Raw genomic sequence first — 23,734 nt, forward strand, 5'->3', positions numbered from 1 at the left:
ATGCTGGGTGCGATCCGGGTTGCGGCACGCGACCGCACCCGACTGGCCGAGGTGATCGCCACCACCTCGCGCTTCGGGTTGGACGTGCTGCTGGCGCGGCTCGGGCTCGATTCGGCGCGGCGGGATCCGGACGCCCTGCCCTTCGACCTTCCCGCCCGCACCCGACAGGCGATGGAAGCCCTCGGCCCGGTCTGGGTCAAGCTCGGGCAGATCCTGGCCACGCGCGCCGACCTGCTGCCGCCCGAATGGATCGCCGAGCTCGAACAACTCCATAGCGCCGCTCCGCGCCTGCCCTTCGCTGATTTGCGCGAACAGGTGGAAGCCGCGCTGGGCGAGCCGCCCGAGACCGCCTTCGCCCGGTTCGATCCCGAGCCGCTGGCCGCCGCTTCGATCGCGCAGGTTCACCGCGCTGCGCTGGCGGATGGCACGGAGGTCGTCCTCAAAATCCGCCGCCCCGGCATCCGCCCGGTGATGGAAGCCGACCTCCGCCTGCTGACCCAATTCGCCGTGATGGTCGAGGCGACCAATGCCGAAGCCCGGCGCTATGGCGCGGTACGAATGGTGCGCGAGCTCGGTCGCGACATCCTGGAAGAACTCGACTTCACCAACGAAGGCCGTAACGCCGACCGCATGCGTGAGGATTTCGCAGGCGACACGCGGGTGGTCGTCCCGACGATCCACTGGGCGCAGACGTCCGAAATGCTGCTGGTGATGGACTTCATCGACGGCGTGCCGCCGCGCAACGCCGCGATCCTGCAACAGGCGGGGATCGATCCGTCGGCCATCGCCTCGGCCGGGGCGGACATCGTGCTCGACATGACGCTCATCAATGGGCGCTTTCACGGCGACCCGCATCCGGGCAACCTGCTCTGTCTGCCCGGCAACCGGATCGCCATGCTCGACCTAGGCCTGATCGGCCATGTTTCCCCGCGTCGGCGCGAAGAGGTGATCGCCTTTACCCAGTCGATCGCGAATAGCGACTCGGCCTTGCTGGCAGAGACACTGAAGCAATGGTCGCAAACCGATGATATTGCGCCCGAACGCTTCCAGGCGGTCGCGGACCGGCTGGTGGCTCGGCATGGGGGCGGCGCTTTGCGGCTGGCGGCGATCCTCGGCGACATATTCCCGGTACTGCGCGAAGAGCGCATCGTCCTGCAGCCCGACATGCTGCTGCTGTTCAAGGCGCTCATCACCATCGACGGCGTGCTGAGCGGCATCCAGCCCGACTTCGACCTGTCGGCCGCACTGCGCCGGGCCAGCACACGAATCGTCGAGGCGCGTCTCGCCCCCGAACGCTGGACCAGGCGGGCCGCAGCGCTGGCGCTGGAGCTCGACCGGCTGGGCGACGACCTCCCCCGCCTGATCCGCGCGACCACCCGCAAGCTGGAGAGCGAACAGGCGGGCCTTTCCACCGGCGGCGTCGAAACGGCAATCCGCACCGGCGCAGGCTGGATCGCGGCCGCACTGGCTTTTTCCGGCGTGGCCATCGCGGTGGCGATGCACTTCGGATAACATCTTCGCATCCCGATAGTGACGAACCCGCGACACCACGTTAAAGGCGCGGGCCATGACCGAGATCACGCCCCAGATCGTCGCCGACCACGGCCTGTCCGAAGAAGAATATCAGCGCGTCCTGACCGCGCTGGGCCGCGAGCCGAACCTCGTGGAGCTTGGCATCTTCTCGGTCATGTGGTCCGAGCATTGCAGCTACAAGTCGAGCCGCATCCACCTGAAGAAGCTGCCCACCGAGGGGCCCCAGGTCATTTGCGGTCCCGGCGAAAATGCGGGCGTCATCGATATCGGCGACGGCCAGGCCGCCATCTTCAAGATGGAGAGCCACAACCATCCCTCGTATATCGAGCCCTATCAGGGTGCGGCGACCGGCGTCGGCGGTATCCTGCGCGACGTGTTCACCATGGGTGCGCGGCCGGTCGCCAACCTGAACGCGCTGCGCTTCGGTCGTCCCGATCACCCCAAGATGCGCCACCTGATCTCCGGCGTCGTCCATGGCATCGGCGGTTACGGCAACTGCGTCGGCGTGCCGACCGTGGGTGGCGAGGTAAACTTCCACCCGGCCTATGACGGCAACATCCTGGTCAACGCGATGACCGTCGGCGTCGCGGATCAGGACAAGATCTTCTATTCGGCCGCCAGCGGCGTCGGCAATCCGATCGTCTATGTCGGCTCCAAGACCGGCCGCGACGGCATCCACGGCGCGACCATGGCCTCGGCCGATTTCGGCGAGGATGCGGAGGCGAAGCGCCCGACCGTGCAGGTGGGCGACCCCTTTACCGAAAAGCTGCTGATCGAGGCGTGCCTCGAGCTCATGGCGTCGGACGCGATCGTCGCGATCCAGGACATGGGCGCTGCGGGCCTTACCTCCTCGTCGGTCGAGATGGCGTCCAAGGGCGGCGTCGGCATCGAACTGATCATGGACGACGTGCCCCAGCGCGAAGAGGGCATGACGGCCTATGAGATGATGCTCTCGGAGAGCCAGGAGCGGATGCTCATGGTGCTGAAGCCCGGCCGCGAGGATTTCGCCGAGGCGATCTTCCGCAAATGGGAACTGGACTTCGCGGTCATCGGCCATGTTACCGAGACCGGCCGCATGGTCCTGCGCCACAAGGGTGAAGTGGTGTGCGACATCCCGCTCGCCCCGCTGGCCGACGACGCCCCGCTTTATGACCGTCCGCATGTGCCGACCGAGGTGCCTACCGCGATCACGTCACCCGGTTGCCAGGACCCGGCCGCCGATCTGCTGAAGCTGATGGGCTCGCCCGACATCGCCTCGCGCCGGTGGATCTGGGAGCAGTATGACCATATGGTCGGCGGCGATACGGTGCAGCGCCCCGGTGGCGATGCCGCCGTGGTCCGCGTCCATGGCACGCAAAAGGGGCTCGCGATGAGCACCGATTGCACGCCGCGCTATTGCTATGCCGATCCGGTGACCGGCGGCATGCAGGCCGTGGTCGAGACGTGGCGCAACATCACGGCGGTCGGCGCCAAGCCGCTCGCCATCACCAACTGCCTCAACTTCGCCAATCCGCAGCGGCCTGAGATCATGGGCCAGATCGTCGGTTGTCTCGAGGGCATGAGCCAGGCGTGCCGCGCGCTCGACTATCCGATCGTGTCGGGCAACGTCTCGCTCTACAACGAGTCGAAGGCGACCGGCGGGGGCTCGGCGATCCTGCCGACCCCGGCGATCGGCGGCGTCGGCCTGATGGCCGACTGGTCCAAGTCGGCAACGGTGGCCTTCAAGGGCACGGGCGACGTCATCGTCCTGATCGGCACCCCCAAGGGCGAAATCGGCCAGTCGCTTTGGCTGCGCGAAGTGCACGGGATCGAAGGCCGCGAGGCCGGCCCGCCCCCGTCGATCGACCTGGATGCGGAACGTCGTACCGGCGATCTGGTCCGCGAGGCGATCACCGCTGGCCACCTGACCGCCGTGCACGACGTCTCGGACGGCGGCATCGCGGTGACGGTCGCCGAGATGGCGCTGGCAGGCAATATCGGCGCGCTGATCCAGTTCCCGGAACAGGGCGAGGCCTGCCGCCAGCTCTTCGCCGAGGATCAGGGCCTGTACCTCGCCACGGTCGAGGACACCGCATTGATGGACTTCCTGGCGAACGCGCATCAGGCGGGCGTCGAGGTCGAGCGGATCGGCCGCACGGCGGGCACGCGCCTGATCTTCGAGCGCGAGGACGGCGATTTTGTCGTGGCGCTGGACGATCTGCGTCGCGCGCATGAGGGCTTCTTCCCCGCGCTGATGGGCGCGGACGCCGCCCTCGCCTAAACCCCTATCCCTAACCCTCTGTCGGAACCTCGGCGGCGTGCCGGGGCTCCGCACAGTGGCGAAGGATCGCATAGCCGATCGCCGCCGCCAGCACCGAGGCCAACAGCACGCCCAGCGACGCCGCCTCGCGCATTTCGCCGTCGCCGAATGCCAACCCTGCGATGAAGAGCGAGATCGTAAAGCCGATCCCGGCCAAAGCGCCGACGCCCGCCACCATCGGCCATGTCACCTGATCGGGCCGCCGCGCCAGACCCAGCGCACTCGCCGCCCATGTGAAGGTCAGGAAGCCCAGCGGCTTGCCGATCACGAGGCCCAACACGACGCCCATCACCAGCGGCCCGCCGATCATTGACAGCAGATCCCCCGAAATGTGGATGCGCACGTTCGACAACGCAAACAGCGGCAGCACGACGTAATTGACCCAGGGGGTCAGCACCTCGATCAACCGGCTGCTTGCCTCCCGCGTGGCCGACGCCATTTCGTGCAGATAGCCCAGCCGTTCCTCGGCCCGCTCGCGATGCCGATGCTCTTCCTCGTCATCATGGGCATCCTCGGCCGCATCATGCGCGTCGCGGAATTCGTCGACCCGCCGCTGGACCCGCTGCGCAAAGGCATGCTGTTGCAGTCGGGGCTCGACCGGGACGGTCAGGCCGATCAGAACCCCGGCGATGGTCGCATGGATGCCGGACTCCAGAACGCCGCCCCACACGAGCAATGCGAGCAGCACATAGGGCACCGACGACACCCAGCCGATCCGGCGTAGCCCGATGATGCCCGCCAGCCCAGCCGCCGCGACAACCAGCCCCCATGGGTCGATCGCGCCGCTATAGGCGAAGGCGATGACCAGCAGTCCGCCGACATCGTCGACCGCCGCAAAGGCCAGCATCGTCGCACGCAAGCCCGCAGGCAGCCGGTTTGCAAACACCGCGATCAGCGCAAGGCCGAAAGCCGTGTCGGTGGTGATGACCGCCCCCCAGCCGGGTTGCGCAGGCGTGCCCCCGGCGACCGCCAGATAGAGCCCCACCGGCACCAGCATCCCGCCCAACGCGCCCGACAGAGGAAACGCCGCGCTGCGCCAGTGCGCCAATGGCCCTATCGCCATTTCCCGCTTCACGTCCGCCCCGACGATCACGAAGAACAGCGGGAGAAGCGCGTGGTCGATCCACTCGGCCAGCCGGTGCGACACCTCACCCGTTCCGAACCCGATGGTGACGGGCGTATCCCAGAAACGCTCGAAGCCGCCCGCCCAGGGGCTGTTGGTCATCGCCAGCGCCAGGATCGTCGCGAGCAGCAAAGGCCCGCCCGTGACCTCCCGTCCTGCGAAAAGCGGCTCTATCTTATGCAGGAACGCCGACGCGGCGGGCGAGTGATGCGCACGCGCGGTGGCGCGGCCGGTCAGGCGAGGCGATAATCCCATGGGATTCCAATGCCTCGCCAGCACGGTGGTTGCATCCCCGGCAACGCAGGCTAAGCCCCGGCAAGTGAGACGGAGCTATTCCTTGGCCGACGGTCCTGCCCCTGCCCCCACCCTGACGTCGGCCGCCCCCGGTGAGCGGCTGTTGTCGCTGGACGTGCTGCGCGGGGTGGCGGTGATGGCGATCCTGCTCGCCAACCTGCCCGGTTTCGCCTTGCCCGACCCGGCCTATTCCAACCCGGTCGCCTGGGGCGGTCGGCGCCCCATCGACATCGCCATGTGGTTCCTGACCGAAATCTTCGTCAACGGGCGGATGCGGGGGCTGTTCTCGCTGTTGTTCGGGGCATCGACGCTGCTGGTCATCCAGCGGGCGGATGCGGCGGGGTGGAACGGAGCGTCCTTCCATCTGCGGCGGATGGCGGTGCTGTTCGTCCTGGGTCTGGTCCACCTGACCTTCATCTGGACCGGCGATATCCTGGCCCATTATGCGCTGGTCGGGATCGTCGCCCTCGCCTTTGTCGGCCTGACGCCACGGGCCTTGTGCTGGACCGCCCTGGGCTTTGCCGCACTGTCCATGGCATTCGGTGCGCTGGATTGTCTGGGGCTGTTCGTCGCCGCCGCGCGCAATACCCCGCAAATGGCGAGCCTGTGGGATAGCTATCAACTGGCCTTCGGCACCCCTCCGGCCGCCAGCCTCGCCCCGGAAATCGCCGCGATGCGCGGGCCCTGGGCCATGGCGACCGCCTTTCGGCTGGAGAATAACGGCAATCCACTGATCGACCTCATGCAGATCGGTCCCGACACGCTCAGTGCCATGCTGCTGGGCATGGCCGCGTTCAAGTCGGGCTTCCTGACGGGAGACTGGCCGCGCGCCGCCTATCGCCGCTGGGCCGCAATGGGCCTTGGACTGACCATTCCCGTCTATGCCGCAATGGCTTTGGGTATCATGGCCAGCGGTTACGATGTTCGCGCAGTCGCATTGGTCGAGCTGCTCCTGAACGTACCCTTCCGGCTGATCGGGACGATCGGCTATGCCGCGCTGATCCTGCTGCTGATGCGGCCGGGCGGCTGGTGGACGGTCCGGGTCGCGGCGGCGGGGCGGATGGCCTTCACCAACTATATCGCAACCAGCCTCCTCATGACGGCGGTCTTCTACGGTCATGGCCTGGGGCAGTTCGCCCGCTGGAACCGGGCCGAACTCTATATCCTGGCACCCCCGATGTGGGGGTTGATGATGCTTTGGTCGCAGCCATGGCTCGCCCGTTTCGGTCAGGGACCGCTCGAGCGCCTATGGCGACTGGCGAGCCGGGGAGCGGTTGGCAGAGCGGGATAATTTTCTGCAAACGCCTCGCAATATGCTTGCGATCCACTCTCATTAGCGCTAGACGAGAGACGTAATCGATGGAGAGCGCCTTGTTCGTCTGCGTCTGCAATGCCATCCGAGAATCTCAGGTCCGCGACGCCGCTCGCGCCGGTTCCATGACCCCCTGTCAAATGTATCAGGCGCTCGGTCGCCAGCCCAAATGCGGCCAGTGCGCGGTCCTGGCACGGGCCATCATCGAAGAAGAACGCGCCGCCGCCTGAGCCGCGTCGCGGCCCCGCCGCCATGCGACCATAACCCCGCTTTCGCGTTGGGGTGTTTTGGGAGAGCGGCGATGAGCGACCGGACCAACCTTCAGATCGGCCTGCGCCGCAGCGGCGAAATGGCCGCCGTCTTCATGATCGGCGATGGGCTGCTCGGCCTGCTGCAGCCGAAACGGCATGTCGAACTCTGGCGGTCGGACGTTCCGGCGGTCGATCTGCTCGTCCGCCCCTTCGCCGACCATCCCCGGCGCCGCCGAGCCTATGGCCTGTTGCAACTCGCGGCCGGTATCGCCCTCGCCTCTGCCCTGCGAAAGCCCGAGTAACCTGCTATAGGCGGCGGCGTGGTCGCCGGAACCAGAAGGTCCATACTGCCAACGACCCCAGCAGGGTCAGCGCCAGGCCGCTGACGGTCATCAGCAGCTTCCAGGCCAGTCCGCCGACACGCCCGGCATGAAGCGGATAGAGCATGTTATAGACGCGGGCGGCTCGCGGCATCGCCATCGCGTCGTTGCTCGACAACAGACGACCGGTGGCGGCGTCGAAGACCAAAGTGGTTCGCCCATTGGGCAACCATTCGTCCGCCCGGCGCATCCGCAGCGTGATCGGGTCCCCCGGCTTACGCGGCATGGCCAGGATACGGGGAACGGCGTCAGGGAAACGCTGGCTCGCCGTCGTCAGCATCGCGCGCCAGGGCGGGCTGGCCGCCAGCGGTCCGCCATGTACCTTGCCCGGCCGCAGCGCCGCCAGCGCCTTGGCGGGAGAGCCGAAGGGTGCGACGACAATCATCGCCACCGGCCGAAACACCATCGCCGCGCCGGTAATGCTCGACAGCAGCAGCAGCGGCGCAACGATGATCCCCAGATCGCGGTGATGCATGAGGATCGCCGGACGGCTCATCCGCTTTGGCAACAGCCGCCACTTGAACGTCCGCCGGGTCCTCCACCACAGGATCGCGCCCGACACCACGAAGAACAGTCCACACAGCCCGGCAATGCCGATCACCGTCTCGCCGATATCGCTGGCGAACAGATGGTGGTGGAAATCGAACAGCCACAGCTCGGGCCGCTCCCACTGGCTGCTCCAGCGATCGACGATCCGCCCACCCTGATCGGCATAGGCCCCTGCCCCATGGGCAAGGCGAAGCTGGTGCAGGGCAAAGCCATTATCGGCGAACACCACGCTCTCGCCGCCCTTGGGCTGGGGGAGCAGGCGCTGGACCGCCGCTGCGACGGAGGCCGGATCACGGATCAGCGGCATCGCCTTGCCCGGTACCATGATCAGCGCCGTCTTCCAAACGAGCAGACATCCGGTCAGCCCCAGCAGCCCCAGCACCAGACCAATGACACCGCCGGTCCAGCGATGGACCAGATCCAGCCACTTCATCGTCAGAACCTTACATCCCAGCCCAGCGTAACGGTGCGCCCGCGCCCGGCAAAATAGCTGAAATTGTCGGTCGGCAACCGGGTGTCGCTGGAATAGTCGATATAGAAGCGATCGAGCAGGTTCTGCGCCGCGAGGTAGATGGTCCCCTTGCCCATATTATAGGCGATGGTCCCGTCGACGACGGTATAGCCGCCAAAGTCGTTACGCGGGTCGCGCAGACGCCCCTTGAAGGCGCGGGACAGGAAGAACTGGCTTTGAAACCTCGCCGACCACGGCCCGCGATCATAGCTGGCCGCCAGGTTGAGCCGGTCGGGCGAGATGTTGGCGCCGTCCAGATCGGTGTCGACGATCCCGTCGGGCGGCGTTTTGCTGTCATAGCGGCCCGACAGATGCGCATAGCCGATCGACAGGCGCGTCCCCGGCAGGGGCAGGCGCATGCCCAGATTGATCTCCAGCCCCTGTATCTCGGTCCGCAGCCGCTGCACGTCGAAGATGCCGCCGGGATTGGCGATCAGCAATTGCCCCTTGTCGCTGGACGACCAGAAATAGGCCGTGCTGGCATCGAACGGCCCGCGTTTCACCTCGACGCCGATCTCACGATTGTTCGATACGATGGGCGCGATGTCGAGGAAGGTGTCGATCGAAACGCCCGGCCGGTTCACCGCCCGGGTGATGCGGCCGATATCGGGCACCGTGAAACCCTCGGCATAGCTGGCATAGGCGCGGATGCCCCGGATCGGCTCGACGATGACGCCACCGTTGAACAGGGCGTCCTGGAAGGTCGGTGTGCCGCCCTTCACCGCGACGCGGTTGGAGGTGGCAAGGGTGGTATAGTCGTCGATGCGGATGCGGACATTCTCCCACCGCACGCCACCCGCCAGCCGCACCGCCTTGTCGAACAGCGCGAGGTTCAGCTGGCCGAACGGCGCCAGGCTGCGAAAGTCGCTGGGCGGCACCCAGACGCGGTTCGTCAGGATCAGCCGCTGCTCGGTCTTGTCCCACAGGGCGTCGAAACCGACGATCGCCGTCAGCGCCTCGAAACCGGGTATCGCGCGCTCATAGCTGATCTTGCCGCCGATCTTGCGGCTGCGGTTCTGCGACTGGTCGATCAGCGTGCCCACCGGCGCGATCAGCGGATCCTGGAAGGTCGCGATCGGGTTGATCTCCGCCCCGAAGGTGTCGCGGGTGCGGTTCCAGAAGATCTGGGTGACGAGGTTGCCCTGGGCCAGGTCGGGATCGGTGAGCGACAACGCGACGCTTTCCGTCCGGCTGGCGGCACTGCGACCCGGCGGATTGCCGCGCCGGGCGCTGGTCGGCAGGCCGGTCAGGCGGTTGCCCGCCACTGCGACATAATCGCCGTCGCCCTTCAATTCAAACCGGCTGGCGATCAGGTCGAGCCGCATCGTGTCGGTCACGGCATAGCCCGCTCGTGCGAACAGAGAGGTCGTCCGCGAATCCTGCGTCTCGCCCTGGGTCAGGTTCAGGCCGACCCTGCGCCCCTCACCGTCATAAAAAACACCGCGCTTTTCATAGACCGCGCCCGCACTGATATCGAAGCGGCCCGACTTGTACTGGAGCAGCCCGCCGACCTTGCCGCCCAGCCCTTCGCCGTGAAATTCGGTATCGGCGGTGCCCTGAACGAGCGCGCGGCCGCTCAGACCCTCGCGACGCGGCGCGCCGACCGTGACCTGGTTGACGATACCGCCGGTTCCACCGACGCCCTGCAACGCGTTCGACCCGTAGATCAGCTCGACCCGGTCGATGAAGAAGCCGTCGATCGTGTAGCCGTCCCGGCTGCCGTCGCGCAGCGGCGTCGTCTGCGGAATGCCGTTGATCGCGTAGAGCGGCGAGCGTCCGCGCAGGGTCTCGCCCGCGCCCGACAGCTTCTGGCGGGTCGGCGAAAAGGATGGGGTCAGCGTCGCCACCGCATCGACCACCGAGCCGGAGATAGCGATCTGCTGATCCAGCGCCTGCTTGTCGATGATATCGATGGTCAGCGGCAACGCGTTGGGCGGCAGGATCGAGCGCGCCGCACTGACGACGATATCCTGCGTCGGCGCTTCGCCCGCTTCCTGCACCTGCGCCATATCCTGCGCGTGACCTATCGCCGGATAGAATGCGACCGAGGTCATCGCCAGAAGCCGCCAACCGATATTCATATTCGCCACCCCCTTTGTGGTGGGCGGCTCTTAGGCAAAAGGTTGCTAGATTGCAAATCGGTCGCATTAGCTGGATGTGACAAGCCTGTTCGTCGTCATACACCGGCCCCTCTTTCCCGCCCCAGCCAGAAGCATTTCCGGTCAATTATTCGTGGCTTAGAGACGGACCGTCCTGAGCGGGCAAGCGTTGGTGCGGCTCATGATCGAAAGTTTTCTGTGCCGCATTATCTGATCGCGCAAAGCGAATTGCCCGAGGAACGCGAAGCCCGCCGCCGCCGGGCCGGTAAAAGCTCGGGCGAGACCTATGCCGCGACGCTGGAACAGATGCAGCCTGGCATTGCCACGACGATCGTCTCCCCGGCCGAAGACGCCGCCTCCGGCTTTTCGACCGACCGCTTGGCCGCGTTCGACGCGGTGTTCCTGACGGGCTCGCCGATGCACGTCTATGACGACAGCCCCGAGGTCCGGCGTCAGCTCGACTTCATGACGCGCGTATTCGCGGCGGGCGTGCCATCCTTCGGCTCCTGCGCCGGATTGCAGATCGCGGTCGCGGCGGCGGGCGGACGGGTACGCAAAATGCCGGAGCGGATGGAGGCAGGCATTGCCCGCCGCATCACCCCGACCAAGGCGGGGCGTAGCCATCCGCTGCTCGCGGGTCGGCCGCTCAGCTGGGACGCTCCCGCCATCCATGGTGACGAAGTGGAGGAGCTACCGCCCGGCGCGACGTTGCTCGCCAGCAATGCCGTGACACGGGTGCAGGCGGCGGAGATCCGTTTCGACCGCGGCGTCTTCTGGGGTGTGCAATATCACCCCGAACTGGCGCTGCGCGAGATCGCCCTGGCCATCGCCGCACAGGCCGGCGACCTTGTCGAGGCGGGGTTGGCGGATACCGAAGGCGATGTCGAAGCGTGGAGAAGCGATCTCGACGCCCTTCACGAAGCGCCCGACGACCGGGCGCTTCGCTGGCGGCTGGGGGTGGATGGAGAGTTCGCGGAGGAACGGTTGCGCCGCCGCGAAATCGCCAATTTCCTCTCCCACCTCAGCAAGTTGAGAGGCTAGGCCGTCGGGCCGTTACGGCCCGACATCCGCTGCGCCCGTCACCACCCGGAGCGCCTTGCCCGCCTTGAAGCCCAGTGCCGCACCGACCCGGTCGTCCCAGCCATAGGGATCGTTGCGCACGATCGGCTCGCCGCCATCGTCGAACAGCACCGTCTGGTAAAGAAGCCGGACGGGGATCTGTCGCGGCAGCTTGACGAAGCTCTCATCGCCCGTCTCGCGTGCCTTGTGCCACTCGTCCAGCACGCCCTCGTCCCTGGCGAGCATCTCGGCGAAGCCCAGCGCGTCGTCCACGCGGACGCAACCATGGCTCCGCTGGCGCTGGACCATGCCGAACAGCGCCTTGGCAGGCGTATCGTGCAAATAGATGGCATGGTCGTTCAGCATGTCGAACTTGACCAGCCCGAGCGAATTTTTCGGCCCCGGCTGCTGGACGATCCAGCCGTCTTTCCAGACCATGTTGTTGGCCTTCAGATAACCGGAGCCTTTCTTCGCAAGTTCCTTCTGCTGGATCGAGCGCGGCACGGTCCAGGTCGGGTTGGCGACGAGGCGATAGATGGGCGACCCCAGCTGCGGCGTCTCGGTATCCGGCTCGCCGACCACGACCTTGCGGCTGTCGACGATCTTGCCGTCCCGCCAATAGGTCAGGCGCGCGGCGGCGATGTTGACGTCGATCCGCGTGGCGGGTGGCGTCCGCTCCAGCCAGCGCAGCCGTTCCATCGCCACCGCGATGGCCCGCGCCCGGTCGGCGTTGGACATGTTAAGGATCGCCAGCGCCTCGCTGCCGATGATGCCGTCGGGCTTCATGCCGTAATCGGCCTGCATCCGTCGCACCGCATCGACGGCGGTCGGGCCATAGCTGGTCCCCTGCGCCGCTTCGGGCGCGAGATAGTCGAGTACGACCAGCTCGCGCATGATGACCGGCAGGCGCGGGTCGCTCGCCCCCGGCTTGATCGGCTCGCCGGTGCCCGCGATCTTGACGTCGGCATCCTGGGGCTGCTGTCGCAGTTTCAGATAGGCGTCGGACAGTCGCTTGTAATTGCCGTCCTGCGGCGCGAGGCTGTTCAGCCATTTGGTCAGGTCACCGCTGCGCAGCGCCGCTGCCAGTCCGGCCTTCAGGTCGGGCGACGGGCGCGGCACGGTATAGACGTCGTAGAGCTTGGTGGGATCGGTCGCACCCCGCGCCAGGGCCGTGGCGAAGCGGAGAGCCTGTTCGGTGGTCGTTGCCTCATCGCTGCCCGACACGTCGAACGTCATATGGTCCAGGCCATGCGCCGCCCGTCCGTCGATCGCCTGACGCAGCTGTCCACGTGTGCGGTCGCTCCATTGGGCGGGACCGGCCTGCTCGTTCGTCGGAGACGTTGCATTCTGATCCGTCGCGACCTGACCGCCGCATGCCGACAGCAGCAGTCCCAGCGCCAATACCGATCCCGTCCGCATATACGTTCGTCGCTCCCTCGTTATGGATCGTAAACGCACCGAAATGAAGTCGGCTCCCGCTTCGTTTGGAATGGCTTACCACGCCAGCATCAGCGAGATGGTGGCGTGCGGGACCACCGCCGCCGTCGTACCGCCCGGCGCGTCGAGTCGGCGCAGCCGGTCATCCCGGACCAGGGCGAGGATATCGGCCTGCAAGGTCGCGGCACTGCCGCCGAGCTTGATGGGATAGGCCATGGACAGCCCCCCACTGCCGTAAACGCGCGTGCCGCTACCCTCCGCATAGAAACCGTTCCAGCCGACGCCGACCAGTACCGGCACGCTGAGCGACGGCCCTTCCTCGCGCCCCGAAAGCGTAAAGGACGGACTGATCCCGGCGATCGTATAGAGACCGCCCTCCCCCTGCGTCCGGCGAGTGATCGCCGCGCGCGGCTTCAACCGGCCGAGGCCTCGATCCGCCGTATAGAGGATGCTCAAGCTCGCTTCATGCGTGGTGGAGGCGACCCCATTGGGGCTGGTCTTGATCGTATAGGTCGCGGCGGTCGTCAGCCCGTCCGCCGGACGCCAGGCCAGTCCGAGCAGATTGTTGCTCTCATACCAGGCGCGCGGCGCGACACGCTCGTCCGCTCGCGGCGCGTGAAAGCCGTTCGAGCTTTGCCCGATGACGAACAGGTCGCCGCTGCCATCCCGTCCGCGCCGAAGCACCAGGGCACCGCCAAAGGCGACATGCACCGGCACCCGGTCGAGCGCGGCATCGTCGTCATCCAGTGCACCGCGAGCATAATCCCCGTTGCGGATGTCGAGCGTCACGACCGGATGCCAATTCCTGCCCCCGTCCTTCACGTCGATTTCGGAAAGCGTGGCATCCTCGGTATCGGCGAACGGGATGGACTGTGCCCGGGCGGGGCCAGCGACCGCGACGATGGCGAACAAGATAGCCGCCATCGCCGCACCATGTCCGCGTCTCACGAACTCCGACGGACCAGCCAGACCGTATCGCCCGCATCATCCAGCACGAAGATCGCGCCGTCCTCGCGGGTCTGGATGCTGACCGGACGGCCATAGACCTCACCCTTCTTGGCATCGGCCACGAAGCCGGTCAGGAAGGGCTGCGGCGCGGCGGTCGGGCGTCCGCTCGCAAAGGGCACGGCCAGCACGTCATAGCCGCTGAAGCTGGACCGGTTCCACGAACCATGCCGTGCGACATAGGCGGTTTGCCCCGCATTTCCCTTGTCGAACGCCACGCCGAGCGCGGCGGCATGGGCGCCGACCGCAACGTCGGGCATCAGCGTGGTTGCCAGCAGATCACGGCGTTCATTGACATGGCGGGGATCCTGTTTCCCGTAATAGCTATACGGCCAGCCATAAAAGCCGCCTTCCTTCACGCCGACCAGATAATCGGGCGAGATATCGTCGCCGATCTCATCCCGTTCGTTGACCGCCGTCCACAACACCCCGCCGGGCGCCCAGGCCATGCCGACCGGGTTGCGCAAGCCCGAAGCGTAAAGACGCTCGCGCCCGCTCGCCAGATCGACCGCGAGGATAGCGGCGCGGCGCTTTTCCTCGTCCATGCCGAACTCACCGACATTCGAAGCCGAACCGACCGAGACATAGAGCGTCCGACCATCCAGGCTGAGCAGCAGGTTGCGGGTCCAGTGATTGTTATAACCCCCGGCGGGCAGTGCAATCAGCGGCTTGGGTGCGGCGGTGATCGTCGTCTGGCCGGGCTGGTAGGGGAAGCTCACCACGCCGTCGGTGTTCGCGACGTAAAGCCGCCCGCCGACATATTGCATCCCGAACGGCTGGTTCAAACCTTCGCGCAACACGAAGCGTTGCTCCGCCACGCCGTCCCGGTCCGCATCGCGGAGCAGCGTCAGGCGGTTGGCGCTGAAGCCGGTGGTCTTGGACAGAGCTTGCCCACGCTGAACCTCGGGATCGGCGTCGAGCTTGGGCTTGGTCCGCGCTTCCGCGACGATCACATCGCCATTGGGCAGCAACAGTGCCTGACGTGGGTAATCGAGCCCGCCTGCGAACTTTACCACCTCATAGCCGCGCGGTGCAACGGGCTTGCGCCCTTCCGGCCAGCCAATGGTCTTGGGATGGTTGACCACTGACTCCGTTGCATAGGGCTCGGGCTGGGGCGGCAGTCCGACGACCTGCGACGCCGATTGGGCAGAGGCCCCGCCTGCGACCATCGTCGAAGCGAGAAGAAGATGGGCGAAGGCGATCCTGTTCATATTGGCTCCCGGCTGTGTGAGCGAGAAACCACCCGATCCGGCCATATATCCGGCGCTGCGATCAGGACATGAAATGTTACATGGGGCCTATCCTTACGTCCCGATAGCGCGGATTGAGGATATGGAAGATCAGCAGCGCGACCAGATAGGCGACGCCGCATGCGATGAAGAAGGGCTGATAGCTCCCTACGCGGTCTAGCAACGCGCCCAGCGCCTTGGACGCGATGAACCCGCCGGTCGCCCCGGCAAAGCCGCCCAGACCGATCAGCGTTCCCTGCGCATAACGCGGGAACTGGTCGCCGGGCAGCGCGAAGAGGTTGGTCGAAAAGCCCTGATGCGCGGCGCAGGCGAGGCCGATCATCGCCACCGCGATCCAGATATTGCTCGCCTGCGCGGCAAACATCACGGGCAGCGCGAACAGCGCACAAGCGAACATCGCCTGCTTGCGCGCCCGGCCCGTCTCGACGCCGCGCTTGAGCAGCCGTGACGAGTACCAGCCGCCGACGATCGCCCCGACATCGGCCATGATATAGATGGCGACCAGCGGCGGCCCGAAATTCTTCAGGTCATAACCATAGCGGCTGTGGAAGAAGTCCGGCAGCCAGAACAGGAAGGTCCACCAGACCGGATCGATCAGGAAGCGCCCGGTCATATAGGACCAGGACTCGCGGTGGCGCAGCACGGTCAGGAAGCCCGCGCGGCCTGTCGTCTCGACAGGCTCGGCCTCGATCCAGGCGCGTTCCTCGGGCGTGATACGCGGATGGCTGTGCGGCGGGTGATAGAGCCGCCACCAGGCGGTCAGCCAGACGAGGTTGAACAGTCCGGTGATGACGAACGCCCAGCGCCAGTCGAGCACCAGATCGGCGATCAGAAAGCCGACCAGTAACGGCGTCACCACCGCGCCGACATTGGCCCCGGCATTGAAGATGCCGATCGCCATCGCGCGTTCCTTCTTGGGGAACCATTGCGAGGCGGCCGCCAGTGCCGAGGGGAAAGTCCCCGCCTCCCCCAGCGCCAGCGGAATGCGGGCAAGCGCGAAGCCGGTGGTCGAGGTGACGAGCGTCTGCGCGAAATGGCCGACCGTCCATGCGCCCATTGCCAGCAGATAGCCTGCGCGGGGCCCGATCCGGTCGATCAGCCAACCGAAGAGCAGGAAACCCAGGCCATAGGCGACCTGGAAATAGCCGGTGATGTCGCCGTAACCGCTATTGGTCCAGCCATAGAGCGCGGTCAGTTGCGGCTTGAGCACGCCCAGCACCAGCCGGTCGATATAACTCAGCACGACGGCGGCGAAGAGCAGGCCGCAAATGACCCAGCGCACGCGCCCGCGCGGCGGCGGTACGGTCTGGGCGACGGTATCCGGCGCGGCGATGGCGGCCTGGGTCAGGTCGCTCATCTCACCAGCTCCACAAGGTCCCGTCCTCCAGACGGTTCACCGGCAGATAGGCCCGCTTGTACGGATAGGTTTCCGCCAGCGCCTCGTCGATCTCGACACCCAGGCCGGGTGCGTCGCCGGGGTGCATCATGCCGTCCTCGAAGCGGTAATGATGCGGGAAGACGGCGTCCGTCTCGTCGGTATGCGGCATATGTTCCTGAATGCCGAAATTGGGGATCGACAGCCCGAAATGCAGCGCCGCGGCCATGGTGACAGGCGACAGGTCGGTCGCGCCGTGACAGCCGGTTCGCACCTGATAGAGGTCCGCCAGCGAGGCGATCTGCCGCAAATGGGTCAGGCCGCCCGCATGGACGACGGTGGCGCGGATATAGTCGATCAGCCGGTTCTCGATCAAATGCTTGGCATCCCAGATCGAGTTGAAGATCTCGCCCACCGCCAGCGGCGTCGTCGTATGCTGGCGGATCAGGCGGAACGCCTCCTGGTCCTCGGCGGGGGTCGCATCCTCGATCCAGAAGGGGCGATAGGGCTCCAGATCCTTGCCCAGCCGCGCCGCCTCGATCGGGGTCAGCCGGTGGTGGACGTCATGGAGCAGGTGCACGTCCCAGCCCAACGCCTCGCGCGCGGCGGCGAAGAGTTCGGGCACCACGCGTAAATATTTCTCGGTCGACCAGACGCTTTCGCTGGGTAGGTCGGCATCGGCAGGCTCGTAGCGCTGCCCAGCCTTGGCGACGCCATAGGTCGAGGCGAGGCCCGGCACGCCGCATTGCAGGCGGATCGCGCGATACCCCTCGTCGCGGTGGCGGGTGGCTGTGGCGATGGTGTCCTCGATCGTCGTGCCATTGGCATGGCAATAGACCATGCAGCCTTCACGCGCCGCGCCGCCCAGCAGCTGATAGACGGGCAGCCCAGCGACCTTGCCCTTGATGTCCCACAATGCCATGTCGACCGCCGCGATCGCGGTCATCGTCACTGGCCCGCGCCGCCAATAGGCGCCCTTGTAGAGATACTGCCAGATATCCTCGATGCGATGCGCCTCCCGCCCGATCAGGCAGGGGATGACATGGTCCTGCAGATAGCTAGCGACCGCCATCTCGCGCCCGTTGAGCGTCGCATCGCCCAGGCCGGTGGTGCCGTCGTCGCATTCGATCTTCAGCGTGACGAAGTTACGCCCCGGCGATGTGACGATCAGGCGGGCGGAAATGATCTTGGGCATGGGTACGTCCTTCAGGCGAACAAGGGCGCGACGAAGGGACGGCCGCACGAAGCGGCATGGCCGGTCATGGGGCGGGTCATGGGTTGCCACCGGGTCATTCAGGCCCCTCCTGTCAGGCAGCCGGTCCAACCCGACTTGCCAATTGGTCTGATAGCGGTAACGTGCGGGCCAAGCGTCGGCTTGTCAATCGCCGACACATCGGGAGAGTATGGATGAAACGGATTCGCGCATGGACCACCGCGCTGTCCCTATCTTTGGTCGCAATGCCGTTTCCGGCGGCGGCGGAGGACGGCTATGCGTTGTGGCTGCGCAGTGTCGCACCATCGGTCGGACAGGTGAATGTCAGGGTGTCAGGGGCGTCGCCGACGCTGGATCTGGCAGGCGCCGAACTGCGTCGCGCGCTGCCCGCCGGTACGCCGCCCGTGTTGGTGGCGACCGCATCGGACCCCGCCCTTCGCCCCTTGCGCCTGCCGTTCGAGGGACTGGGCGAGGAAGGGTATCTGGTCCGCGCGGTCACGCTGGGTGGCCAAAAGGTCGTTCTGGTTGCAGGTAGCAGCGATCGCGGTGCGCTCTATGGTGCCTTCGCGCTGATCCGCCATCTCGCCACCGGCGGTACGGCGGATGGCGTCGCGCTCCGCTCGGCGCCCAAGGTCAAGCTGCGCGTGCTCAACCATTGGGACAATCTCGATGAGTCGGTCGAGCGCGGCTATGCGGGCCAGTCGCTCTGGGACTGGTGGACGCTGCCCGACTTCCGCGATCCCCGCTATACCGATTATGCCCGCGCCAACGCCTCGATCGGGATCAACGGCACCGTCCTGAACAACGTGAATGCCAAGGCCGACAGCCTGACCGCGCCCTATATCGCCAAGGCGGCGGCGCTGGCGGATGTGTTCCGGCCCTGGGGCATCAAGGTCTATCTGTCGGTCCGCTTCTCCGCACCGATCGAGCTGGGCGGGCTGAAGACCGCCGATCCGCGCGATCCGGCGGTGGCGGCGTGGTGGAAGGCGAAGGCCGACGAAATCTATCGCACTATCCCCGATTTCGGCGGCTTCCTGGTCAAGGCCAATAGCGAGGGCCAGCCCGGCCCGCGCGACTATGGCGCATCCCATGCCGATGGCGCCAACATGCTGGCCGCGGCGGTGAAACCCCATGGCGGCATCGTGATGTGGCGCGCTTTCGTCTATGCCGAAACCGACCCCGAGGATCGCGCGAAACAGGCCTATACCGAGTTCAAGCCACTCGACGGCAAGTTCGCCGACAATGTGTTAGTGCAGGTGAAGAACGGCGCGATCGACTTCCAGCCGCGCGAACCCTTTCACCCGCTGTTCGGCGCTATGCCGCGCACGCCGTTGATGATCGAGTTCCAGATCACCAAGGAATATTTGGGGTTTGCGACCCATCTCGCCTATCTTGGCCCGCTGTTCACCGAGGTGCTAGACGCCAAGACCGGACAGAAGCCGGGCGAGACGGTGGCCGATGTGGTCGACGGCCAGGCCGAGCATCACAAGCTCTCCGGCATGGCGGGCGTCGCCAATATCGGGCGCGATCGCGACTGGAGCGGATCGACCTTCAACCAGGCGAACTGGTACGCCTTTGGCCGTCTAGCCTGGGACCCCGATCTCTCGGCGGAGGACGTTGCGCGCGCCTGGGCCGCGCAGACCTTCGGCACCGATCGGCAGGTCGTCGATACCGTCACTGCCATGATGATGGGAAGCCGGGAGGCGGTGGTCGACTATACCGGCGCGCTGGGCCTCGCGCACCTGATGGCGACGGGTCATCATTATGGCCCGGGGCCATGGGTGTCCGAACTGGCGCGCCCCGAATGGAACCCGACCTATTATCATCGCGCCGATGCGAACGGCATCGGCTTCGATCGCACCGCCTCGGGCAGCAACGCGGTCGGCCAATATGCGGGGCCGGTCGCCAAGGCCCTTGCCAAGCCGGAGACGACGCCGGAGTCGATGCTGCTCTGGTTCCATCATCTACCCTGGGACCGGCGGATGGCGAGCGGTCGTACGCTCTGGGAGGATCTGGTCGCCCATTATGATCGCGGCGTCGCCTATGTCGCGCAGATGCAACGACAGTGGGACGGCCTGCGCCCGAAGATCGATGCCGAGCGGTGGCAGAAGACGGCGACCTATCTGGCCGTTCAGGAACGCGAGGCCCGCTGGTGGCGCGATGCGAGCCTGGCCTATTGGATGTCGGTCAATCACCGCCCCCTGCCCGCCGGGGTGCGCGCGCCAGACCATGATCTGGCCTGGTACAAGGCGCAACGCTTTCCCTACGCGCCCGGCCATACCCAGTGAAAGGAGCAACGGTCGCGGTCCGTCAAGGCCGCGACCCCCTACCCTCCACATCGGCAAAACCAGAGTACAGCAATTTGGTCGGTCCGATATGGCTATACTTGCACAACTATAAATCGATTGCAGTATAACCCATCCGCTATCAGTCTCCGCCTGAAGAAACCCAACTGTCTCAACATGAAACGGCGATGCTGTGGCAGAACAGCCATAGTTCGTCACGAACCTGCTGCGGCCTAACCAATTTGCATTGACTTGTGGACCAATAGCGCAGAACGATAGCGCTATCAGCATACGCCGCATCAGACGGTCGGAGGGGATAGCATGGTTAACGGCATCATCATGGCCGACGCATTGGCAGACCGCGTGGAGCTTCGCCCCGGCCACCATCACGCTCCATCGGCAGCCTGATCCATCGCCCCTAATCCACCGATACACCCAAAATGATTCCGCATGTCGCAACGAACGACAGCGGGCCGCAAGAGAGGACCTGACATGAAATCCGTGCCCACCATCCGCCTCAGCCGCATCGCCCTGCTATGTGCCACGGCCGTCGGCGCGATGAGCGCATCGACCGCCTGGGCGCAGGCGGTTCCCGCCCCGCAAGGGCAGATCCTCAATGACGGCCAGGATGACGGCCCCTCCGTGCCGCCCGCCCCGCAGACCGATCAGACCCAGGGCACCCCGTCCGAGGACATCGTCGTCACCGGCTATCGCTCAAGCCTGGCCAAGTCGACCAACGCAAAGCGCGCGTCGACCGGCTTCACCGACTCGATCTTCGCCGAAGATATCGGCAAGTTCCCCGACACCAACATCGCGGAGTCCTTCAACCGCATTCCCGGCGTCACCATCACCCGCGACGTGACCGGCGAAGGCACCAACGTCGCCATTCGCGGCCTGGGATCGAACTTCACCAACGTGACCCTGAACGGCGCGCCGATCGCGGTCGCCTCGTCGGGTTCGACCGACGCGCAGGGCACCGACCGCTCGGTCGACCTCAGCTTCTTCCCGACCGACCTGTTCACCAAGCTGACCGTGAACAAGAGCTATACCGCCGACCTGCTGGAAGGTGGCGCGGCGGGCAATATCGACCTGCGCTCGGCTCGTCCGTTCGACCGCAGCGGCCCCTTCCTCGCCTATAATATCCAGGGATCGAAGCAGACGCCCGAGGACCGGATCGGTGCGCGCGGCTCGCTGATCGGCAGCTGGCGCAACGACACGTTCGGCGTGCTGGCAGGCGTTTCGGCGCAGCGCCTGTTCACCGATACGCGCGGTTTCGAGACCATCGGCTATACCAACCCTGCGCTCACCGCAGCGCAGTGCGGCGCGACCAGCGGCTGCAACAGCACCGGCGGCGGCAACTGGACGATCCCGGCGACGGTGCCGGTCGGTGCCGGTGCGGGCCTCGTCCCCGGCACGGTGATCGACCGCAACTTCCTGCTCGCCAACAATCCCGGCGCGACCATCCAGCAGATCGACAACGGCCTGCTGCCCCGCCTGGGCCGCGTCACCAGCATTCGCGGCCCGCGCGACCGCATCAACGCGATCCTGAGTGCGGAGTATCGCCCGACCGACGAGCTGCATTTCTATGTCGATGGCCTGTACGGCTTCAAGAAGAACGAGCTGACCCGTGAGAACATGGCCTGGATCGTCCGCAACGGCGCGATCATCCCGACCAACCTGACCTTCGACAAATCCGATTGCAGCGCGGGCTGTACCGTCACCGGCGGCACCTTCGCCAACGCCCAGTTCTTCAACGAATTCCGCCCCTATACCGAGACGACGCGCCTCTGGAGCGTCAATCCGGGTGCCGAGTGGCAGATCAACGACAAGCTGAAGCTGAACTTCCAGGGCAATTACGCCCGCTCGACCTTCCATCGCGAGAGCCCGACCGTCGGCATGACGACGCCGCTGGGCGTCGGCAACACCGTCACCTTCTCGAACACCGGCGGCATTCCGACGATCAAGAGTGCGCTGGACTTGAACGACCCGAAGAATTTCGGCTGGTATGCGGGCAGCCGCGTCAACCTGCAGGACGAACGTCGCCTCAACATCAACAAGGGGCTGCGCGGCGACCTGACCTGGGGCGACACCGCGCTGAACCTGAAGGTCGGCGGCGCCTATGACGATACGTCGCGCCGCATCCGGGGCTTCGACAACAGCCAGTTCTGGCAGAACGCGGTCTGCGGCAACAATCCGAACGTCGCCGTCCCCTCGCCCAACTCGCAGCCGCCCTGCGAGGGTCTGAACGCGCCGGGCGCCGCGCCTGCCGGTTATCCGACCTATCCGGGTTATGGCACCGGTTTCAGCTCGGGCATGACCGGTCCGGTCAGCTATGGCGGTTCGCTGATCCCCAACAGCGCGGCGCCCAGCTATCTGTCGCCCGGCCCGGCCGGTTTCGTGACGGTCAACTGGCCCGCCTTCGCCAAGGCCAGCAACTACCAGTTCTTCCACGACAACGCGCCCGAGAATGGCGGTGCGAACACCGGCGCCAGTGCGGGCTTCATCCGCGAGGTCGTGAAGTCGGCCTTCGCGACCTTCAACGGCGCGCAGGAACTGGGCGGAAACACGCTGCGCTTCAACGTCGGCCTGCGCTACGTCAACACGATCCAGACGATCTCGGGCCGCGTCTCGGTCCCCGATCCCCGCAACACGACCGCAACCGGCGCGTCGCTGCCCGACGGCAGCCGCTATCCCAGCATCGTGAACATCGCCGACACTCGGAACGTCTATTCGGAATGGCTGCCCGCGGCGACCTTCGCCTATGACATTGGCGACCATGCGGTGGTCCGTGTCGCGGGTTCGCGCACGATGACGCGGCCCGATCCCTCGGCGCAGCTTCCAGGCATCAACTTCGGCGCGCCCTCGGCCGACCAGGCCTCGATCGGCAACCCGGCGCTGGCCCCCTATCTGTCGACCAATCTCGACCTGGGCTTCGAATATTATACCGGCCGTGAGGGCGTGATCAGCTTCAACGCGTTCCGCAAGTCGCTGGAAGGGTTCACCACCACCGCGATCAGCACGGTGCCCTTCTCGAACCTAGCGCAGTACGGCATCACCTATGACACGCTGAACCCGACGCAGCAGATCGCGATCAACGCGCGCGGCGGACCCAGCCAGGCGCAGGTGCAGGTCACGTCGCAGGTCAACGTGCCCAACAAGCTGACCATCAACGGCCTGGAATTCCAGTGGGTTCAGCCGCTCGACTTCCTGACCCGCGCGATCGGCATCACCGGCTTCGGCTTCAACGCCAACGCGACCATCGTCGACCAGCGCAGCGACGGCCCGGCCGTTGCGTTCGGCGTGGCGCCCTTCACCTACAACATCACCGGCTATTACGAAAAGAACGGCGTGATGCTGCGTGTCGCCACGACCTCGCGTCAGGGCGCGCAGAATAGCGGCGCGGCGCAGAACGGCATCCCCAACGCGGCGCTGTTCGGCACCGACTTCACGACCTACGACTTCTCGTCGGCGTTCGACCTCGACAAGATCTTCGGGATCGCCGGTGCACCGTAGCTGACCGTCAACGTCGCCAACTTCACCAACGCGACGCTGCGCTCCTACTTCCAGTTCGAGAACGCGACGTTCACCCAGTACAAGCCGGGTCGTCAGTTCCTGATCGGCTTGCGCGGCACCTTCTAACCTTTCGATCGTTCACCCCTCGCGATCGGACAGAGGCCCCGGTGAAAACCGGGGCCTTTTTTTGCGAGTGGTGCTGTCGTCATCGGCGGACGACCAACTGGCTCTAACGTCGATCAATGA

Annotated in this window: 16 protein-coding genes; 8 read left to right on the forward strand and 8 right to left on the reverse strand. The window is 65.9% G+C overall.

Translation table 11 applies throughout. The features are described from left to right. Both ASF14_RS11980 and purL read left to right on the forward strand, forming a co-directional pair. A complete protein-coding gene (locus ASF14_RS11980; protein WP_056435407.1) occupies nucleotides 1-1,512 on the forward strand; it encodes an ABC1 kinase family protein in 1,512 nt (503 codons plus the stop codon). 55 nt (nucleotides 1,513-1,567) lie between these two features. Further along, the gene (gene purL / locus ASF14_RS11985) at nucleotides 1,568-3,793 is read left to right on the forward strand and encodes a phosphoribosylformylglycinamidine synthase subunit PurL (RefSeq protein ID WP_056435019.1); all 2,226 of its coding nucleotides are present in this window, start codon (nucleotides 1,568-1,570) and stop codon (nucleotides 3,791-3,793) included. A 10-nt stretch (nucleotides 3,794-3,803) separates the two neighbouring features. Here the strand turns inward: purL and nhaA are convergent, their stop codons facing one another. Beyond that, on the reverse strand, nucleotides 3,804-5,210 hold the full coding sequence (gene nhaA, locus ASF14_RS11990) for a Na+/H+ antiporter NhaA (RefSeq protein ID WP_056435025.1): 1,407 nt from the start codon (nucleotides 5,208-5,210) through the stop codon (nucleotides 3,804-3,806). Nucleotides 5,211-5,292: 82 nt separating this feature from the next. Here nhaA and ASF14_RS11995 point away from each other — a divergent pair, with 82 nt between their 5' ends. The 3 genes from ASF14_RS11995 (at nucleotide 5,293) to ASF14_RS12005 (ending at nucleotide 7,114) form a co-directional block, all read left to right on the forward strand. Further along, on the forward strand, nucleotides 5,293-6,540 hold the full coding sequence (locus ASF14_RS11995) for a DUF418 domain-containing protein (protein WP_236697041.1): 1,248 nt from the start codon (nucleotides 5,293-5,295) through the stop codon (nucleotides 6,538-6,540). Between the two features lie 68 nt (nucleotides 6,541-6,608). Continuing rightward, nucleotides 6,609-6,791: a (2Fe-2S)-binding protein gene (locus tag ASF14_RS12000; protein ID WP_443025792.1), complete on the forward strand. Its 183-nt coding sequence runs from the start codon at nucleotides 6,609-6,611 to the stop codon at nucleotides 6,789-6,791. Nucleotides 6,792-6,862: 71 nt separating this feature from the next. After that, nucleotides 6,863-7,114 (forward strand): hypothetical protein, encoded by a 252-nt coding sequence (locus tag ASF14_RS12005; protein WP_056435026.1) that lies wholly within the window; start codon nucleotides 6,863-6,865, stop codon nucleotides 7,112-7,114. Nucleotides 7,115-7,118: 4 nt separating this feature from the next. On the opposite strand, the gene ASF14_RS12010 is transcribed toward ASF14_RS12005, so the two are convergent. Together ASF14_RS12010 and ASF14_RS12015 are read right to left on the reverse strand one after the other, a co-directional pair. After that, a complete protein-coding gene (locus tag ASF14_RS12010; protein WP_056435027.1) occupies nucleotides 7,119-8,174 on the reverse strand; it encodes a PepSY-associated TM helix domain-containing protein in 1,056 nt (351 codons plus the stop codon). A 2-nt stretch (nucleotides 8,175-8,176) separates the two neighbouring features. Continuing rightward, nucleotides 8,177-10,261 carry a TonB-dependent receptor gene (locus ASF14_RS12015; RefSeq protein WP_236697058.1) on the reverse strand — a complete coding sequence of 695 codons (2,085 nt, stop codon included), beginning with the start codon at nucleotides 10,259-10,261 and terminating at the stop codon, nucleotides 8,177-8,179. A gap of 288 nt (nucleotides 10,262-10,549) precedes the next feature. On the opposite strand from ASF14_RS12015, the gene ASF14_RS12020 reads away from it, so the two are divergent. Then, a complete protein-coding gene (locus tag ASF14_RS12020; protein ID WP_056435031.1) occupies nucleotides 10,550-11,392 on the forward strand; it encodes a type 1 glutamine amidotransferase in 843 nt (280 codons plus the stop codon). Nucleotides 11,393-11,404: 12 nt separating this feature from the next. Here ASF14_RS12020 and ASF14_RS12025 read toward each other — a convergent pair whose 3' ends face one another. From ASF14_RS12025 to manD, 5 genes are all read right to left on the reverse strand, one after another. Continuing rightward, nucleotides 11,405-12,829, reverse strand: a complete 1,425-nt coding sequence (locus ASF14_RS12025; protein ID WP_056435033.1) for a L,D-transpeptidase family protein — start codon at nucleotides 12,827-12,829, stop codon at nucleotides 11,405-11,407. 75 nt (nucleotides 12,830-12,904) lie between these two features. Beyond that, complete coding sequence (locus ASF14_RS12030) at nucleotides 12,905-13,771, reverse strand: hypothetical protein (RefSeq protein ID WP_056435035.1); 867 nt, start codon at nucleotides 13,769-13,771, stop codon at nucleotides 12,905-12,907. Between the two features lie 20 nt (nucleotides 13,772-13,791). Then, nucleotides 13,792-15,063, reverse strand: coding sequence for a PQQ-dependent sugar dehydrogenase (locus ASF14_RS12035; RefSeq protein WP_056435037.1), 1,272 nt, complete (start codon nucleotides 15,061-15,063; stop codon nucleotides 13,792-13,794). A 76-nt stretch (nucleotides 15,064-15,139) separates the two neighbouring features. Next, nucleotides 15,140-16,459, reverse strand: coding sequence for an MFS transporter (locus ASF14_RS12040; protein ID WP_056435040.1), 1,320 nt, complete (start codon nucleotides 16,457-16,459; stop codon nucleotides 15,140-15,142). Between the two features lies 1 nt (nucleotide 16,460). Then, nucleotides 16,461-17,672 (reverse strand): D-mannonate dehydratase ManD, encoded by a 1,212-nt coding sequence (gene manD / locus ASF14_RS12045; protein WP_056435042.1) that lies wholly within the window; start codon nucleotides 17,670-17,672, stop codon nucleotides 16,461-16,463. Between the two features lie 212 nt (nucleotides 17,673-17,884). Here manD and ASF14_RS12050 point away from each other — a divergent pair, with 212 nt between their 5' ends. Both ASF14_RS12050 and ASF14_RS12055 read left to right on the forward strand, forming a co-directional pair. Further along, entirely contained in the window at nucleotides 17,885-19,978 is a 2,094-nt protein-coding gene (locus ASF14_RS12050; RefSeq protein ID WP_056435043.1) for an alpha-glucuronidase family glycosyl hydrolase, read from the forward strand. A gap of 489 nt (nucleotides 19,979-20,467) precedes the next feature. After that, nucleotides 20,468-23,488 carry a TonB-dependent receptor gene (locus tag ASF14_RS12055; RefSeq protein WP_236697042.1) on the forward strand — a complete coding sequence of 1,007 codons (3,021 nt, stop codon included), beginning with the start codon at nucleotides 20,468-20,470 and terminating at the stop codon, nucleotides 23,486-23,488. The last annotated feature ends 246 nt before the right edge of the window (nucleotides 23,489-23,734 follow it).

This window comes from Sphingomonas sp. Leaf257 (genome assembly GCF_001422185.1).
Lineage (GTDB): Bacteria > Pseudomonadota > Alphaproteobacteria > Sphingomonadales > Sphingomonadaceae > Sphingomonas > Sphingomonas yabuuchiae.